General features: G+C 35.1%; 23 protein-coding genes. 2 read left to right on the top strand and 21 right to left on the bottom strand.

Annotated elements, in window-relative coordinates:
• Nucleotides 1-5 precede the first annotated feature (5 nt).
• From rplR to rpsL, 21 genes are all read right to left on the bottom strand, one after another.
• Nucleotides 6-362 carry a 50S ribosomal protein L18 gene (rplR, locus tag ITJ86_RS10800; protein ID WP_195871649.1) on the bottom strand — a complete coding sequence of 119 codons (357 nt, stop codon included), beginning with the start codon at nucleotides 360-362 and terminating at the stop codon, nucleotides 6-8.
• Between the two features lie 10 nt (nucleotides 363-372).
• The gene (gene rplF, locus ITJ86_RS10795) at nucleotides 373-915 is read right to left on the bottom strand and encodes a 50S ribosomal protein L6 (protein WP_195871648.1); all 543 of its coding nucleotides are present in this window, start codon (nucleotides 913-915) and stop codon (nucleotides 373-375) included.
• Between the two features lie 12 nt (nucleotides 916-927).
• A complete protein-coding gene (rpsH, locus tag ITJ86_RS10790) occupies nucleotides 928-1,326 on the bottom strand; it encodes a 30S ribosomal protein S8 (protein WP_195871647.1) in 399 nt (132 codons plus the stop codon).
• A 93-nt stretch (nucleotides 1,327-1,419) separates the two neighbouring features.
• Nucleotides 1,420-1,689 carry a 30S ribosomal protein S14 gene (rpsN, locus tag ITJ86_RS10785; RefSeq protein ID WP_195871646.1) on the bottom strand — a complete coding sequence of 90 codons (270 nt, stop codon included), beginning with the start codon at nucleotides 1,687-1,689 and terminating at the stop codon, nucleotides 1,420-1,422.
• A gap of 3 nt (nucleotides 1,690-1,692) precedes the next feature.
• Entirely contained in the window at nucleotides 1,693-2,244 is a 552-nt protein-coding gene (gene rplE / locus ITJ86_RS10780) for a 50S ribosomal protein L5 (RefSeq protein ID WP_195871645.1), read from the bottom strand.
• Between the two features lie 2 nt (nucleotides 2,245-2,246).
• On the bottom strand, nucleotides 2,247-2,558 hold the full coding sequence (rplX, locus tag ITJ86_RS10775; RefSeq protein WP_195871644.1) for a 50S ribosomal protein L24: 312 nt from the start codon (nucleotides 2,556-2,558) through the stop codon (nucleotides 2,247-2,249).
• 12 nt (nucleotides 2,559-2,570) lie between these two features.
• Nucleotides 2,571-2,939, bottom strand: a complete 369-nt coding sequence (rplN, locus tag ITJ86_RS10770) for a 50S ribosomal protein L14 (RefSeq protein WP_092446808.1) — start codon at nucleotides 2,937-2,939, stop codon at nucleotides 2,571-2,573.
• Nucleotides 2,940-2,941: 2 nt separating this feature from the next.
• Nucleotides 2,942-3,199 (bottom strand): 30S ribosomal protein S17, encoded by a 258-nt coding sequence (gene rpsQ, locus ITJ86_RS10765; RefSeq protein ID WP_040756784.1) that lies wholly within the window; start codon nucleotides 3,197-3,199, stop codon nucleotides 2,942-2,944.
• A 17-nt stretch (nucleotides 3,200-3,216) separates the two neighbouring features.
• Nucleotides 3,217-3,408, bottom strand: coding sequence for a 50S ribosomal protein L29 (rpmC, locus tag ITJ86_RS10760; RefSeq protein ID WP_115818549.1), 192 nt, complete (start codon nucleotides 3,406-3,408; stop codon nucleotides 3,217-3,219).
• A 12-nt stretch (nucleotides 3,409-3,420) separates the two neighbouring features.
• Nucleotides 3,421-3,840: a 50S ribosomal protein L16 gene (gene rplP / locus ITJ86_RS10755; protein WP_195871643.1), complete on the bottom strand. Its 420-nt coding sequence runs from the start codon at nucleotides 3,838-3,840 to the stop codon at nucleotides 3,421-3,423.
• Nucleotides 3,841-3,860: 20 nt separating this feature from the next.
• The gene (rpsC, locus tag ITJ86_RS10750; RefSeq protein WP_195871642.1) at nucleotides 3,861-4,580 is read right to left on the bottom strand and encodes a 30S ribosomal protein S3; all 720 of its coding nucleotides are present in this window, start codon (nucleotides 4,578-4,580) and stop codon (nucleotides 3,861-3,863) included.
• A 9-nt stretch (nucleotides 4,581-4,589) separates the two neighbouring features.
• Complete coding sequence (gene rplV / locus ITJ86_RS10745; protein ID WP_195871641.1) at nucleotides 4,590-4,997, bottom strand: 50S ribosomal protein L22; 408 nt, start codon at nucleotides 4,995-4,997, stop codon at nucleotides 4,590-4,592.
• 5 nt (nucleotides 4,998-5,002) lie between these two features.
• A complete protein-coding gene (gene rpsS, locus ITJ86_RS10740; RefSeq protein WP_020897652.1) occupies nucleotides 5,003-5,281 on the bottom strand; it encodes a 30S ribosomal protein S19 in 279 nt (92 codons plus the stop codon).
• A gap of 10 nt (nucleotides 5,282-5,291) precedes the next feature.
• Complete coding sequence (gene rplB, locus ITJ86_RS10735) at nucleotides 5,292-6,119, bottom strand: 50S ribosomal protein L2 (RefSeq protein ID WP_195871640.1); 828 nt, start codon at nucleotides 6,117-6,119, stop codon at nucleotides 5,292-5,294.
• A 12-nt stretch (nucleotides 6,120-6,131) separates the two neighbouring features.
• Nucleotides 6,132-6,422 (bottom strand): 50S ribosomal protein L23, encoded by a 291-nt coding sequence (gene rplW, locus ITJ86_RS10730; RefSeq protein ID WP_195871639.1) that lies wholly within the window; start codon nucleotides 6,420-6,422, stop codon nucleotides 6,132-6,134.
• A 5-nt stretch (nucleotides 6,423-6,427) separates the two neighbouring features.
• Nucleotides 6,428-7,057: a 50S ribosomal protein L4 gene (gene rplD / locus ITJ86_RS10725; RefSeq protein ID WP_195871638.1), complete on the bottom strand. Its 630-nt coding sequence runs from the start codon at nucleotides 7,055-7,057 to the stop codon at nucleotides 6,428-6,430.
• The gene (gene rplC / locus ITJ86_RS10720; protein WP_179354554.1) at nucleotides 7,057-7,674 is read right to left on the bottom strand and encodes a 50S ribosomal protein L3; all 618 of its coding nucleotides are present in this window, start codon (nucleotides 7,672-7,674) and stop codon (nucleotides 7,057-7,059) included. The genes rplD and rplC overlap by 1 nt, the downstream gene beginning before the upstream one ends.
• A 170-nt stretch (nucleotides 7,675-7,844) precedes the next feature.
• Entirely contained in the window at nucleotides 7,845-8,150 is a 306-nt protein-coding gene (rpsJ, locus tag ITJ86_RS10715; protein WP_007650482.1) for a 30S ribosomal protein S10, read from the bottom strand.
• An 11-nt stretch (nucleotides 8,151-8,161) separates the two neighbouring features.
• Nucleotides 8,162-10,288, bottom strand: coding sequence for an elongation factor G (gene fusA / locus ITJ86_RS10710; protein WP_195871637.1), 2,127 nt, complete (start codon nucleotides 10,286-10,288; stop codon nucleotides 8,162-8,164).
• Between the two features lie 3 nt (nucleotides 10,289-10,291).
• Nucleotides 10,292-10,768 (bottom strand): 30S ribosomal protein S7, encoded by a 477-nt coding sequence (rpsG, locus tag ITJ86_RS10705; protein ID WP_178987595.1) that lies wholly within the window; start codon nucleotides 10,766-10,768, stop codon nucleotides 10,292-10,294.
• Between the two features lie 22 nt (nucleotides 10,769-10,790).
• Complete coding sequence (gene rpsL / locus ITJ86_RS10700; RefSeq protein ID WP_179354551.1) at nucleotides 10,791-11,165, bottom strand: 30S ribosomal protein S12; 375 nt, start codon at nucleotides 11,163-11,165, stop codon at nucleotides 10,791-10,793.
• A 176-nt stretch (nucleotides 11,166-11,341) separates the two neighbouring features.
• On the opposite strand from rpsL, the gene ITJ86_RS10695 reads away from it, so the two are divergent.
• Together ITJ86_RS10695 and ITJ86_RS10690 are read left to right on the top strand one after the other, a co-directional pair.
• Complete coding sequence (locus ITJ86_RS10695) at nucleotides 11,342-13,030, top strand: POTRA domain-containing protein (protein WP_230080277.1); 1,689 nt, start codon at nucleotides 11,342-11,344, stop codon at nucleotides 13,028-13,030.
• A gap of 524 nt (nucleotides 13,031-13,554) precedes the next feature.
• On the top strand, nucleotides 13,555-16,683 hold the full coding sequence (locus ITJ86_RS10690; RefSeq protein WP_195871636.1) for a SusC/RagA family TonB-linked outer membrane protein: 3,129 nt from the start codon (nucleotides 13,555-13,557) through the stop codon (nucleotides 16,681-16,683).
• Nucleotides 16,684-16,700 lie beyond the last annotated feature (17 nt).

Below are 16,700 nucleotides of genomic sequence, written 5' to 3'. Positions count from 1 at the left end.
ATGTCTTAAAATTTAAGTCCTGCTTCTCTAGCACCTTCTGCTAATGATTTTACTCTTCCATGATATAAGTAACCACCTCTATCAAAAGAAATAGTTTCAACACCAGCCTTCAAAGCTTTTTCACCAACAGACTTACCAACTAATGCAGCAATTTCTGATTTGTTTCCTTTAGACTTTACAATGTCCTTATCTCTTGAAGATGCAGCAGCTAAAGTTTTACCAGTTACATCATCTACGAGTTGAGCATAAATTTCTTTATTACTTCTAAAAACAGCTAATCTTGGTTTTGTTGCCGTACCAGATACTACCTTACGGATTCTGTTTTTTATTCTTATTCTTCTTTCGTTCTTTGTCAATGCCATAACTTAATTATTAAGCTGATTTACCTGCTTTTCTTCTAATTTCTTCACCAACAAACTTGATCCCTTTTCCTTTGTAAGGTTCTGGTTTTCTAAAACCACGAATCTTTGCAGCAACTTGGCCAACTAATTGTTTGTCAAAAGATGTTAATTTAACGATTGGATTTTTACCTTTTTCTGAAACGGTCTCAATTTTCACTTCTGGAGCGATGTCCATTACGATATTGTGAGAAAATCCTACAGCCAAATCTAATTTTTGTCCTTGGTTAGATGCTCTATAACCTACACCAACTAATTCTAGTTCTTTGGTCCAGCCTTTAGAAACACCTTCTATCATATTAGCAATTAATGCTCTGTAAAGACCATGTTTTGCTCTTAAATCTTTCTTATCAGAAGCACGTCCTAAAGTAATAATTCCGTCTTCTAATTTAATTTCAATATCTGAATATTCTTGAGTTAACTCTCCTAATTTACCTTTAGCGGTAATAGTGTTATCTTTAATCTCAAGTGTTACACCTTCAGGAACTGTTATTGGGTTTTTACCTATTCTTGACATAATTTCCTGTTTTTAGTATACGTAACATAAAACTTCACCACCAACATTTTCTCTCTGCGCTTGCTTTCCTGTCATCACTCCGTGAGACGTAGAAACAATTGCAATACCTAATCCGTTAAGGATTCTTGGCATTTCGTTAGAAGAAGCATATTTACGTAAACCTGGTTTACTGATTCTTTGAATTTTTTTGATGACAGACTCTTTTGTCTCTTTACTGTACTTCAAAGCAATTTTGATAGTACCTTGTACTGTTGAGTCGTCAAACTTATAACTTAAGATAAATCCTTGATCGAACAAAATCTTAGTTATTTCTTTTTTTAAGTTAGATGCAGGAATCTCAACCACTCTGTGATTTGCCTTAACTGCGTTTCTAACTCGCGTTAAATAATCCGCTATTGGATCTGTGTTCATATGTATTAATTTGCGGTAGCGGTTTTCGACACTATTGTCAAACCTGAAACCAATTTATAATCCTATAATTGTACGTGAAAGGATATCACGTTTTTACCAACTGGCTTTCTTTACACCAGGAATTAAACCTTGGTTAGCCATTTGTCTAAACATTACACGAGAAATTCCAAATTGTCTCATATAACCTTTTGGTCTTCCAGTAAGTTTACAACGGTTGTGCTGACGTATAGGTGATGCATTTTTTGGTAACTTTTGTAATGCTTCGTAATCGCCAGCTTCTTTTAAAGCTTTTCGTTTCTCTGCATATTTAGCTACCGTTTTAGAACGCTTAACCTCACGGGCTTTCATTGATTCTTTAGCCATAATTTAATTCTTTTTAAAAGGTAATCCTAGTTCTGTTAATAAAGACTTCGCTTCCTTATCGGTTTCAGCTGAAGTCACAAAAGTGATATCCATTCCTGAAATTCTATTAACTTTATCAATATCTATTTCTGGGAAAATGATTTGTTCTACAATACCTAAGTTATAGTTTCCACGTCCATCAAAACCTGTAGCTTTAATACCGCTAAAATCTCTAACTCGTGGTAAAGCTGAAGTCACCAAACGATCTAAGAATTCATACATTTGCTCTCCTCTTAATGTTACTTTGGCACCAATTGGCATCCCTTTACGTAACTTAAAAGAAGCAACATCCTTCTTAGACATTGTTTGTATAGCTTTTTGTCCAGATATCTTTGTAAGTTCTTCTACTGCGTGATCGATTAATTTCTTATCCGCAACAGCAGCACCAACACCTTTAGATATTACTATCTTAGTAAGTTTAGGTACTTGCATTACATTTTTGTATCCAAATTCTTCCGTAAGAGCAGAAACAACTTTGTCCTTATACTCTTGTTTTAATCTTGCAACGTAAGCCATAGTTAAATTACTTCATTAGATTTTTTAGAAAATCTCACTTTATTATCTCCATCCATTTTATAACCAACTCTTGTTGTTTCTCCTTTTGAAGTTAACAACGATAAGTTAGAAATATGAATAGATGCTTCTTTCTCTACAATTCCACCTTGAGGATTTTGTGCACTTGGTTTCGTATGTTTCTTAACCATGTTTACACCCTCTACGATGGCTTTGTTCTTATCTATTAATACTTTAAGTACTTTACCTTCTGATCCTTTGTGATCACCAGCAATTACTTGTACTGTATCTCCTGATTTTATTTTAAGCTTTGTCATTTTATTTATCAATTAAAGCACTTCTGGTGCCAATGATACAATTTTCATGAATTGTTTATCACGAAGTTCTCTAGCTACAGGTCCAAAAACACGAGTTCCTCTCATTTCCCCTTGAGGATTTAATAGTACACATGCGTTATCGTCAAATCTAATGTAAGATCCATCTGGACGTCTTACCTCTTTAGCTGTACGAACCACAACTGCTGTAGAAACAGCACCTTTTTTGATTTGTCCGTTTGGAGTGGCATCTTTAACAGATACTACAATTTTATCTCCTACAGAAGCATATCTTCTTTTAGTTCCTCCTAGTACACGGATAGTTAAAACTTCCTTTGCACCAGTATTATCAGCTACTTTTAATCTTGATTCTTGTTGTAACATAATTACTTCGCTCTTTCAATTATTTCTACTAATCTCCAACATTTAGATTTACTTAAAGGTCGTGTTTCCATGATCTTTACTGTATCTCCTTCGTTGCAGTCGTTTGTCTCATCGTGTGCGACATATTTCTTAGTCTTTAACACGAATTTTCCATACATAGGGTGTTTTACTTTCTTAACTTCTGAAACAACAATAGATTTCTCCATTTTGTTACTCGTTACGATCCCTATACGTTCTTTTCTTAAGTTTCTTTTTTCCATCTTTCAGCAGAATACGATTATTGTACGTCTCTTTTAGTTAATTCTGTTGCCACTCTAGCTACTGTGCGACGTGCAACGCGTAACTGGATTGGATTATCTAACGGAGATATAGTGTGAGCCATTTTCAGGTCCGTATAACTCTTTTTAGATTCACTAAGTTTCTCTTGTAACTCAGCTGTTGAAAGCTGTTTAATTTCTGATTGCTTCATAATATCTTTCTATTAAGCTTCGTAATCTCTAGCTATGATAAACTTAGTTTTTACAGGAAGTTTTTGTGCTGCCAAACGAAGAGCTTCTTGAGCTGTTTCTAATGGCACACCACTAATTTCAAATAACATACGTCCTGGTTTTACAACTGCTGCCCAATATTCAACGGCACCTTTACCTTTACCCATACGTACTTCAAGAGGTTTCTTTGTAATAGGCTTGTCTGGAAATATTTTAATCCATAACGATCCTTCTCTTTTCATGTAACGAGTAGCTGCAATACGCGCTGCTTCTATTTGACGTGCAGTTATAAATGACGCGTCTAATGATTTAATACCGAAAGTACCATTTGATAACAAATGACCTCTTCCCGCATTTCCTTTCATACGTCCTTTTTGCTGCTTACGAAATTTTGTTCTTTTAGGCTGTAACATTTTTTCTTTTCTTTAAAAAATTACTTTCTACGACGAGATTGGTTCTTGTTTCCACCACGTCCACCTTTACCTTTTTGCTGCTTAGATAAACCAACTAATGGAGAAAGTTCTCTTTTTCCATATACTTCGCCTTTCATTATCCAAACTTTGATGCCCAATCTACCATAAGTAGTATGTGCTTCTACTAGAGCATAATCAATATCAGCTCTAAAAGTAGACAAAGGAATACGTCCTTCTTTATAGTGTTCTTGACGTGCCATTTCAGCTCCGTTTAAACGACCACTAATCTGAATTTTAATTCCTTCAGCATTCATACGTATGGCAGCGGCAATAGCCATTTTTATTGCACGTCTGTATGAAATTCGGCTTTCAATTTGACGAGCAACACTTGCTGCTACTAAATATGCATCTAGTTCAGGTCTTTTAATCTCAAAGATGTTCAATTGAACCTCTTTACCAGTAATTTTCTTAAGCTCTTCTTTTAACTTATCTACTTCTTGGCCACCTTTTCCGATAATAATACCAGGTCTAGCAGTAGTAATAGTAACGGTTACAAGTTTAAGCGTACGCTCAATAATTACTCTACTTACACTAGCTTTAGATAGACGAGCATGAATATACTTTCTAATCTTATCGTCTTCGGCAAGTTTATCACCATAATCGTTTCCTCCGTACCAGTTAGATTCCCATCCTCTGATAATTCCTAAGCGATTCCCGATTGGATTTGTCTTTTGTCCCATATCTCTGTCTTAGCTTTGTGTTTTATTTATTGCATCTACTACCACAGTTACGTGGTTAGATCTTTTTCTTATTCTGTGTGCTCTACCTTGAGGTGCCGGACGCAAACGCTTTAACATAGTTCCACCATCTACTCTAATTTCTTTGATAAACAATTTAGCTTCTTCAACATCAGCATCTTCGTTTTTAGCTTGCCAGTTTGCAATTGCAGACATTACAAGTTTCTCTAAACGACGAGACGCTTCTTTTGAACTAAATCTAAGAATCTGAAGAGCTTTCTCTGCCTTTTCACCTCTTACTAAATCCGCTACTAAACGCATTTTTCTAGGTGATGTAGGACAGTTATTTAGCTTTGCAAAAGCAACCTGCTTTTTCTCAGCTTTAATAGCTTCCGCCATTTGTTTTTTACGACTTCCCATGATTCTTATTTTTTACCTTTATTCTTAGCACCTGCATGACCTCTAAAAGATCGTGTTGGTGAAAATTCTCCTAATTTATGACCTACCATATTTTCAGTAACAAATACTGGAACAAATTGACGACCATTGTGAACAGCTATAGTCTGACCAACGAAATCTGGAGAAATCATTGATGCTCTAGACCATGTCTTAATGACTGTCTTTTTGTTAGAAGCTACATTTTCTGCAACTTTCTTATCTAATTTATAGTGGATATAAGGTCCTTTTTTTAATGAACGTGCCATACTATCTTAATTATTTCTTTCTACGTTCTACAATATACTTATTACTCGACTTTGTCTTAGAACGCGTTCTGTAACCTTTAGCAGGTACACCGTTTCTATTTCTTGGATGACCTCCTGAAGACTTACCTTCACCACCACCCATTGGGTGATCGACTGGGTTCATTACTACTGGTCTTACTCTTGGACGTCTACCTAACCATCTGCTTCTACCTGCTTTACCAGATACTAACAATTGATGATCTGAATTTGAAATTGCTCCAACAGTAGCCATACAAGTTACAAGAATTAATCTCGTTTCTCCAGATGGTAACTTTACAGATGCAAATTTATCACCTCTTGCCATTAACTGAGCAAACGAACCAGCACTACGAGCCATAACAGCTCCTTGTCCAGGACGTAACTCAATACAAGAAATAATTGTACCTAATGGTATTTCACTTAAAGGCATTGCGTTTCCAATTTCTGGAGCGATACCTTTTTCACCAGACACTATATTTTGCCCTACTTGTAAACCATTCTGAGCGACAACGTAACGTTTCTCACCATCTTGATAGTTTAATAGCGCAATAAATGCTGTTCTGTTTGGATCGTATTCAATTGACTTAACTTCTGCAGGAATTCCCGCTTTGTTACGTTTGAAATCGATAATACGATACCTCTTCTTATGACCTCCACCTACTTGGCGTATGGTCATTTTTCCTTGACTGTTTCTACCACCTGATCGTTTTTTCGGAGCAAGCAAGCTTTTCTCCGGCTTATCAGTAGTAATGGCGTCAAAACCATTTACTACTCTAAATCGCTGACCTGATGTGATCGGTTTTAATTTTCTTACTGACATTAATGTCTAAAATTACATGTTAGTGTATAAATCTATTGTTTCACCTTCCGCCAGTTGTACAATTGCTTTTTTAACAGCATTTGTTTTACCATGTTGAACACCAGTTTTTGTAAACTTGGTCTTACGATCTGGACGGACATTTATTGTACGAACTTTTTCAACAGAAACTCCATAAGCAGCTTCTACCGCTTTTTTGATTTCTACCTTGTTCGCCTTTGTGCACACTTCAAATGCATACGCATTTAACAACTCACTTTGCATGGTTGCTTTTTCTGTGATTATAGGTTTTTTTAAGATACTCATCTGTTCTATTTACTTAAATTCGTTTCAATTCCTTCTAAAGCACTTTCAATTAGAATAACTTTGTTAGCATTCATAATTTTATAAGTACTTAATTCTGAAGCAGTTACCACTTCAGAACCTTTAAAATTGCGTGAGGACAAATATACATTATTATTTGTACCACCCAACACAATAAGAGATTTTTTGTTTTCTACCTCTAAAGCCTTTAAAACATTAAGGAAATTTTTAGTCTTTGGTGCTTCAAAATTGAAGTCTTCTAATACTAAAATTGACTTATCATTTGCTTTAATACTTAAGGCAGATTTACGTGCTAATCGCTTTAACGTTTTGTTTAATTTAAAACTGTAGTTTCTTGGTCTAGGACCAAACATACGACCACCACCTTTAAATACACCAGACTTTATAGAACCAGCACGTGCAGTACCTGTTCCTTTTTGTTTTTTAATCTTACGTGTACTTCCAGCAATTTCTGCTCTTTCTTTTGCCTTATGCGTTCCCTGTCTTTGATTTGCTAAGTATTGCTTAACATCTAAATAGACAGCGTGATTATTAGGCTCTATAGCGAATACGTCTTTAGAAAGCTCAGCTTGTCTACCCGTATCTTTTCCGTTTATATCTAAAACTGCTACCTTCATTACTTCTCAATGATTACATAAGAATTCTTGTGACCAGGAACACATCCTTTTACCACTAGTAAGTTCTTTTCTGGAACTACTTTATAAACTCTTAAATTTTGAACTTTTACTGTTTCACCACCCATTCTTCCGGCCATCTTCATTCCTTTGAATACTCTCGCAGGATAAGAAGCTGCACCAATAGAACCTGGAGCTCTTAAACGGTTATGTTGACCATGCGTTGCTTGACCTACACCACCGAATCCGTGACGTTTTACTACACCTTGAAATCCTTTACCTTTAGAAGTACCTGCAACATCTACAAATTCCCCTTCAATAAATTGTTCTACTGTAATAGCATCACCTAATTTGTACTCCGCATCAAAACCTTTGAATTCAACAACTTTGCGTTTTACAGAAGTACCCGCTTTTTTAGCATGACCTAAGTCTGCTTTAGTAGCGCTTTTTTCTGTCGCGTCATCGAAACCTAATTGAAGTGCTGAATAACCATCCACTTCTTCAGTTCTGACTTGGGTAACGATACATGGTCCAGCTTCGATTACTGTACATGGAATGTTCTTTCCATTTTCGTCGAAAATGCTGGTCATACCGATTTTTTTTCCAATTAACCCAGACATGTTTTTCTTTTTAGTTTAGTCAACTCGCGAATTGACCGATTGTTTGTTTTTGATGGACAAGTCGCGACTTATCCTTATTAAATATTCAAGGCTGAAAAATACGTTTCAGCCTTGAATTGTATTTTTACCGTTTTTCCCTCGCTCGCAGCTTAGGACATGTAAGTGTGTAATTACACTTTGATTTCTACTTCTACTCCACTTGGTAATTCAAGTTTCATTAACGCATCAATCGTTTTTGATGACGAAGAGTAAATATCTAATAAACGCTTATAAGAGCTTAATTGAAATTGTTCTCTTGATTTCTTGTTTACGTGTGGTGAACGTAATACAGTGAAAATTTTCTTGTGTGTTGGTAACGGGATTGGTCCTGTTACTACTGCACCTGTACTTTTAACTGTTTTTACAATCTTATCAGCAGACTTGTCTACTAAGTTGTGATCGTAAGATTTTAATTTTATTCTGATTTTTTGACTCATTTTCTTAAGATTTACGATTCAACGCCTTTAGCTGCTTTGATTACTTCTTCTGATACGTTCTGTGGTGTTTGCTCATAGTGAGAAAATTCCATTGTAGATGTAGCTCTACCCGAAGATAATGTTCTTAACGTTGTTACATATCCAAACATTTCAGATAATGGCACAGTAGCTTTTACAGTTTTTGCACCAGCTCTATCTCCCATGCTACTCATTTGTCCTCTTCTTCTATTTAAGTCACCAACAATATCACCCATGTTTTCTTCTGGTGTAATCACCTCAAGTTTCATAATAGGTTCCATTATAACCGCCTTAGCTGCTTTTGCAGAATTTTTAAATCCTAATTTCGCTGCTAATTCGAAAGATAATTGATCAGAATCCACATCGTGGTAAGATCCATCCTTTAAAGTTACTTTCATAGAATCAACTTCGAATCCTGCTAAAGGACCATTGGTCATTGCCATTTTAAATCCTTTTTCAATTGAAGGGATAAATTCTTTAGGAACGTTACCACCTTTAATAGTAGACTCAAACTGTAATCCTACTACACCTTCATCTGCCGGCTCAATCGTAAATACGATATCAGCAAATTTACCACGACCACCAGATTGTTTCTTATAAACCTCTCTATGATCTGCAGCTTGTGTAATAGCTTCTTTATATTCAACTTGTGGCTGACCTTGGTTAACCTCAACTTTAAATTCTCTTTTTAAACGATCTACAATAATATCTAAGTGAAGCTCACCCATTCCTGATATAATTGTTTGACCCGAAGACTCATCTGTACGCGCTGTAAACGTTGGATCTTCTTCAGCTAATTTAGCTAAAGCCATACCTAACTTATCAACATCTGCTTTAGTCTTAGGCTCTACTGCGATACCAATTACGGGATCTGGAAAGTCCATAGATTCTAAAACGATAGGATGCTTTTCATCAGACATGGTATCACCAGTCTTAATATCTTTAAATCCTACTGCCGCTCCAATATCTCCTGCCTCAATAAAATCGATAGCATTTTGTTTGTTAGAGTGCATTTGGTAGATACGAGAAATACGTTCTTTTTTACCTGAACGGTTGTTCAAGATATAAGAACCTGCATCTAAACGACCAGAATAAGCTCTAAAGAAAGCTAAACGACCTACGAAAGGATCCGTAGCAATCTTAAATGCTAAAGCTGAAAACGGTTCTTTTACACTTGGCTTTCTACGCTCTTCTTCATCTGTGTTAGGGTTTGTTCCCACTACACTATCTCTATCTAAAGGAGAAGGTAAATAACGACAAACAGCATCTAATAAGAACTGAACACCTTTATTTTTGAAAGAAGAACCACATACCATTGGTATAATAGCCATATCCATTACAGCAGCTCTAAGTGCAGCGTGCACTTCCTCTTCTGTAATAGAATCTTCATCTTCCATGAATTTCTCTAGTAGATTTTCATCGTAACTAGCAACTTCTTCTATTAATAAAGCACGATACTTACGTACTTCGTCCTTCATTTCTTCTGGAATATCAACAACATCAAAAGTAGATCCGTAGTTATCATCATGCCATACTATAGCTCTGTTTTTAACTAAATCTACAATCCCTTTGAAGTTATCTTCTTCACCAATATTTAATACAATTGGCACAGCGTTTGACTTCAACATGTCTTTAACTTGTTGACAAACACTTAAGAAGTCTGATCCCTGACGGTCCATTTTATTAACGAAACCAATTCTAGGCACTTTATAGTTATCTGCTAGTCTCCAGTTAGTTTCAGATTGTGGCTCAACACCATCTACTGCACTAAATAAAAACACCAAACCATCTAATACACGTAATGAACGGTTAACTTCTACCGTAAAATCAACGTGACCTGGTGTGTCAATAATATTAAAGTGATAATCTTGTGCTTCTGGAGTTGGCTCACCATTTTCTTTTGGGAATGTCCAATCACAAGTTGTTGCAGCAGACGTAATTGTAATACCTCTTTCTGCTTCTTGCTCCATCCAGTCCATTGTTGAAGCTCCATCATGAACTTCACCAATTTTATGTGATACACCTGTATAAAAAAGAATACGCTCTGTTGTTGTTGTTTTACCAGCATCAATATGAGCCGCAATTCCTATATTTCTTGTAAGTTTTAAATCTCTTGCCATTTCTTAAAATCTAAAGTGTGAGAATGCTTTGTTTGCTTCGGCCATTTTATGAGTATCAGCTCTTTTCTTAACTGCTGCCCCTTCTTCTTTAGCTGCTGCTAAAACTTCTGCCGCTAAACGTTGCGCCATAGATTTTTCGTTTCTTTTACGTGAAAAGCTAATTAACCATTTCATCGCAGTTGAAACCTTACGATCTGGACGAATCTGCATTGGAATCTGGAATGTTGCACCACCAACACGACGACTACGTACTTCTACGTGAGGCATCACATTTGATAAAGCTTCTTTCCAAATTTCTAAAGCTGTTTTTTCGTCATCATTTTTTTTCTCCTCAACAATATCAATTGCATCGTAGAATACTTTAAAAGCTACAGACTTCTTACCGTCCCACATCATCATGTTAACGAAACGCGTCACTAACTGATCATTAAATCTTGGGTCTGGTAAAAGCGGTCTCTTTTTTGCTGCTCTTTTTCTCATGTCTTCTTCTTAAAGTTTTAAATTACTTCTTAGGGCGTTTTGCACCATACTTAGATCTACGTTGCGTTCTTCCAGATACACCTGCTGTATCTAAAGCACCACGAACGATGTGATATCTAACTCCTGGTAAATCTTTTACCCTTCCACCTCTAACCAATACTATCGAGTGCTCTTGTAAATTGTGACCTTCACCGCCAATGTATGCATTTACCTCTTTACCGTTTGTTAAACGAACCCTTGCTACCTTACGCATTGCTGAGTTAGGTTTCTTAGGTGTCGTTGTATAAACACGAGTACATACACCACGTCTTTGAGGACACGAATCTAAAGCAGCCGATTTACTCTTCTTGGTTATTTTGGCTCTTCCTTTTCGTACTAATTGTGAAATTGTTGGCATATATTTCTATATAAAATTTATTAATCCTCACTTTTGAGGGGTGCAAATGTAGTAATTTATATCTATAATTCAAATAGTTGATAATTAATTTTTAAAAGAATTATAAACTTTAATTTCATCACTATACAATATCACTTATTTTTACGTTACCATAAGACCTATTTTATATCTTACAAATGCCATTTTATAACCGAATTGTTTTTTTAATTCTGTTCCCTGTTTTTTCAAGCTTAGGGATGGCACAATCTATTCACCTGACCGTTATTGGAGAAAACGACACCTCTACTAAAATAATAGACACTATTGGCTATACAGAAACCTTTACCTCTTACAATGATCTCCAATCAGAAATCAATCTTTTAAAAGGGAAGGTTATTAGAAAGGGCTATATTGACACAAGTACAGAAAAAATAACCAAACTAAACGACACGCTTTTTAAAGCACACCTTATATTAGGACATAGAATTAATAGAATTAGAGTGTATTTTGACTCTACTTTTAATGTTGAGTTATTAAAGTCTTTAAATTATAATATCCGTGACGGTTATTTCGAGCTACATATAAATGAGCTTGAATCTAATCTAGAAAATTTAAACTCTAAAATTGCCGAACAAGGCGATCCGTTTTCGACATTACAACTTATTAATATATCTAAGTTGAATTCTGAGTTATTATCAGCTAACTTAAAAGTGGTCGCTAACCAAAAAAGACGCATCGATAAAATATTAATTAAAGGTTACGAGCAATTTCCGAAGTCGTATTTAAAACACTTTCTAAAACTGAAAACCGGAAAATCCTTCAACCTAAATGCTATAAAAGAAAAGGTTGAATTACTAAACGAGCTCCGCTTTGCCTCTAAAATTAAAGCACCTGAAGTTCTATTTACACAAGACTCTACGACACTATATATATATGTAGAAAAAACTAGAACTAATAATTTTGATGGATTTTTAGGTTTTGGAACCAATGAAAACACTAATAAAATTGAATTTGATGGCTACTTAGACTTAAGGCTTATTAACAACCTTAATTATGGTGAAACCTTGAATCTATTTTACAAAAGTGACGAAATAGATCAACAAACCTTTAACGTTGATGCAGATTTGCCTTATTTATTTGGATCACCAATTGGATTTCAGGTTGGTCTCAACATTTTTAGAAAAGACTCAACGTTTTTAAATGCTAAGCAATATGCTAAAATAAATTATCAGGTTAATGCACAGCATAAAGTTGGTGTTGGCATCACCTCCACTACATCGACTAACCTATTAGAAAATGATACTGATATTTTAAACGATTACAAATCCAATTATTATACGCTCCATTACAACTACATGAAATCTCAGTTTTACGATGCTTTATTTCCTATAAATTTTTGGTTCGATTTCTCATCTGGCTTTGGCAATAGAACCAATGATTTAGAAAAACAACAGCAAAATGTATTCACTTTAGATACGTATAAAATTTTTAACCTAAATAACAAAAATAGCTTTTACACTCGGATAAATGGAGCAACACTTACTTCAGATAACTACTTAGATAATGAACTGTTTCGTTTTGGAGGCATCAATTCTATTCGTGGATTTGAAGAAAACAGTTTAGTAGCTAATTTATATGGTGTACTTAGTACAGAATACCGCTACCGTTTAAGCAGCAACATATATGTGCACTCGGTTTTAGATGCTGCATATTTTGAGAACAAACTAACAGACAGTAAAGAAAAGCTCTTTGGTTTTGGTTTTGGATTAGGTTTATTGACCAACGCTGGATTATTCCGTTTAAACTACTCTAGCGGAAAGACTGAAAACCGACAATTTAAATTATCAGACTCAAAAGTTCATTTGAGTTTAACAGCTACTTTTTAATCTTCCAAATCACATACGATGAGCTTGTGATACTAAAAAGAACACTCATAAAGTTATTATGAGTAAAATCATTAACTCTACATTTCGCAAAACAGACACTTTAGGTTTCTCAGAATAACTTAATGGCATTTAGTTACTATAAATGTATTCAGACACAAACAAATTAGGCAAAAAGCTAGTGAAGTATATAAAAAGTTTAAACTAATTTTAACATTGACACACAATGATATCTACCCAATTATACGATGGTTTGTTTTTAGGCAATATCACTATACATTATAGAATACAGAAACTATTTTACTGAAGACTTCCCTAATTACACAACAATAACACTCTTGTTATCAGACGCTTTACAACAACGACTCCAATAACACTTTTTTTTACAAGAGATTTAGACAGTAAATTCAATTAAATTTCACTCCAAACCTTTATAAAACATTATTCTCTATTTAACATCAAAAACATTGCTTATTTGGCAAAATTTTAGCATTTTTGATGTTAATCATAACTAATCCATATTAAATATGAAAACAAACTACAAAGGAATTTTAACACTAGTATTAGTGTTTCTTGTACAGCTAACGTTTGCACAAGAAAAAACAGTCTCGGGTGTGGTATCCGATGAATCTGGGCTCCCCTTGCCTGGAGTGAACATTATAGTGAAAGGCACTACGACAGGAACACAAACAGATTTTGACGGTAAATTCTCTATTACAGCTAATGTAGGAGACACTATTGTTATTAGCTACATTGGTCTACAGACTCAAGAAGTCAAAGTTGGCAGTTCTAATACTATGAATGTAACATTAGCTGAAGATTCTGCTGCGTTAGATGAAGTCGTGGTCGTTGCGTTTGGTACATCTAGCATGGAAGCTTTTACCGGCTCTGCCAGTGTCATTGGTGAGAAAGACTTAGCATTAAGAAGTGTAACTTCACCTGTTGCTGCCATAGAAGGTAGAGCAACTGGTGTTCAGTTTACATCGCCTTCTGGTCAACCAGGTTCTTCACCTAATATTGTAATACGTGGTGTAGGAACATTAAATGGTTCTTCAAGTCCTTTATATATTGTTGATGGTATTCAATTTGAAGGTGCATTGAGCACAATAAACCAAGAAGACATTCAATCTTTTACAATTCTTAAAGATGCTGCATCCACATCACTATATGGATCTAGAGCTGCAAATGGGGTTGTATTAATAACCACAAAAAGTGGTACAAAAGGAGATATTAAAACGAATGTATCTGTACAAACTGGTTATGTAACAAATGCAGTCTCTGAATATGATTACATAGGTCCTGGTGATTACTATGAAACCATGTGGGAAGCCCTAAAAAATTCAAGTGCTGCAGGTGGTGATCCTGTTTTTGCTTCAGATAACATTTACAACCAATTAGGTTATAATCCGTTTAATGTTGCTAACGATCAAATTGTTGGAACTGACGGAAGGTTAAATCCAAATGCTGAAGTCATCTATAAATCTCTAGATTGGTATGACGTTTTACGTAGAACTGGTATAAGAACTAACTACAATGTAAATGTTGCCGGTGGTGGAGAGAAACACAAAGTATTTTTCTCTACGTCTTATTTAGATGAAGATGGTTACGTAGTAACTTCAGATTATAATCGTTTAACCACACGTTTAAATGCTGACTTTGATGTTAGTGATTGGTTAACTATGGGAGGTAGTGCTAATGTTACTCTTTCAGAGTCTAATGGACCTGCAAACGGAGGCGAAGGAAGTATTGCAAACCCTTTTAGTTTTGCTAAAAATATTGGATCGATTTACCCTGTTTATGTGAATGACTTAGATGGAAACTTAGTTAGAGATGCTTCTGGAAGTCCTGTTTATGATAATGGATCTGGATTTCCAGAGTACAACATTGGATCAAGACCAACAAATCAAGATCGTCACGCACTACAAGAACTTGTTTTAAACGACGAAAACAATCAAAACAATACCTATGGATTTAGATATTATGCAGATGCAAAAATATTAGATGGTTTACATTTCAAAGTTAACTATGGAAGAGACATCAATGAAGGTATAAATAAAAGTTATGAAAATAACATTATTGGAGATGCTCAACCCACTGGTAGATATGCAGAGGTTAGATATAGAAGGGAAGTAGAGAATTTTAATCAAATTTTAACGTACTCTAAAACTTTCGGAAGTGCACATAATGTAGATATTACGGCAGGACATGAGAGTTTTGACAGAACTTACACAAGTAATAATGCTACTGCTATAACGCAAGTTGTAGAGGGTATTTTTGAGTTTGACAACTTCTCTGAACCAGTAAGCTTAGGTGGCGCAACTACAAATAAGACACTTGAGGGTTACTTTTCAAGAGCTAATTACAACTATGATAACAAATATTATTTAAGTGCTTCAGTAAGAAGAGATGCTTCTTCTGTATTTGACAAACAGTCAAGATGGGGAACATTTTACTCTGTAGGTGGATCATGGCGTATAGATCAAGAAAATTTTATGGATGACGTAAGTTTTATTGATAAGTTAAAAATTAGAGCCTCTTATGGAGAAGTTGGTAACGATAACTTATTAGACTTTTTCTTATCACAACCTAGATATGGATTAACGTCTAATGCCGCTGATCCTGCATTAGTTTGGCAAGAAATTGGTAATGCAGACTTACAATGGGAAACGTCTTCAAGTTATGACATAGCTTTAGAATTTGCATTATTCAATAACTTCATAGATGGATCTTTAGAATATTACAAGAAAAACTCAACAGACCTTCTTTATGATTTACCAATTGCATTGAGTAACGGACTAAACGAATTCCCAACAAACGTTGGTGATATGTATAATTCTGGTTTTGAAATTGGATTAACAGCACACCTTGTCAACAAAGTAGATTTCAAATGGGATGTAACATTACAAGGCTCAACGTTTAAAAACGAAATAACTGCACTTCCAGACCCTTTTATTAATGGTTCTAAACGATGGGAAACAGGACGTTCTCGTTTTGATTTCTATTTACTACATACAGCAGGTGTCGATCCTGCCAATGGTGACCAATTATTTTACATGTATGAAATAGATGATGACGGAAATAGCGTACCTGTTGAAGATGGCAATGGTGTTCAAGAAACTACTAATGACTGGCAAGAAACAGAAAGAGCGTATACTGGAGATAGCTCAATACCTGACTTTTTAGGTTCTATATCAAACAGTTTAAGCTATAAAGGATTTTCTTTAGATTTCTTAATTACTTATGGAATTGGTGGCAAAGTATTAGATAATGGTTATTCTGCAATGATGCATAGTGGTAGTTATGGTCGTTCTTTACACCCAGACATCTTAAATGCATGGAGAGAGCCAGGTGACATCACAGATGTTCCAAGATTACAAAATGGAAACAGTGATTTAGTACAAACTCAGTCAACTAGATTCTTAACAGATGCTTCGTTCTGGTCCTTAAAGAATGTAAACCTTGGATACACCTTTGACAACAAACTTACAGATGCTCTTAAAATGGATAACTTAAGATTGTATGTATCGGGAGAAAACTTGTATCTTAAAAGTGAAAGAACAGGTTTAGACCCTCAATACAACTTAGGCGGAACAGGTTCAGGAAATGATTATAGTCCTAGTAGAATTTTCTCTATTGGATTAAATGTTTCATTTTAATTAAACTAATTTAAAAA

The sequence above is a fragment of the Winogradskyella marina genome (genome assembly GCF_015645385.1).
GTDB classification, from domain to species: domain Bacteria; phylum Bacteroidota; class Bacteroidia; order Flavobacteriales; family Flavobacteriaceae; genus Winogradskyella; species Winogradskyella marina.
The sequence above is the reverse complement of the archived record's forward strand: the minus strand, read 5'-3'. Positions and strand labels throughout refer to the sequence as shown.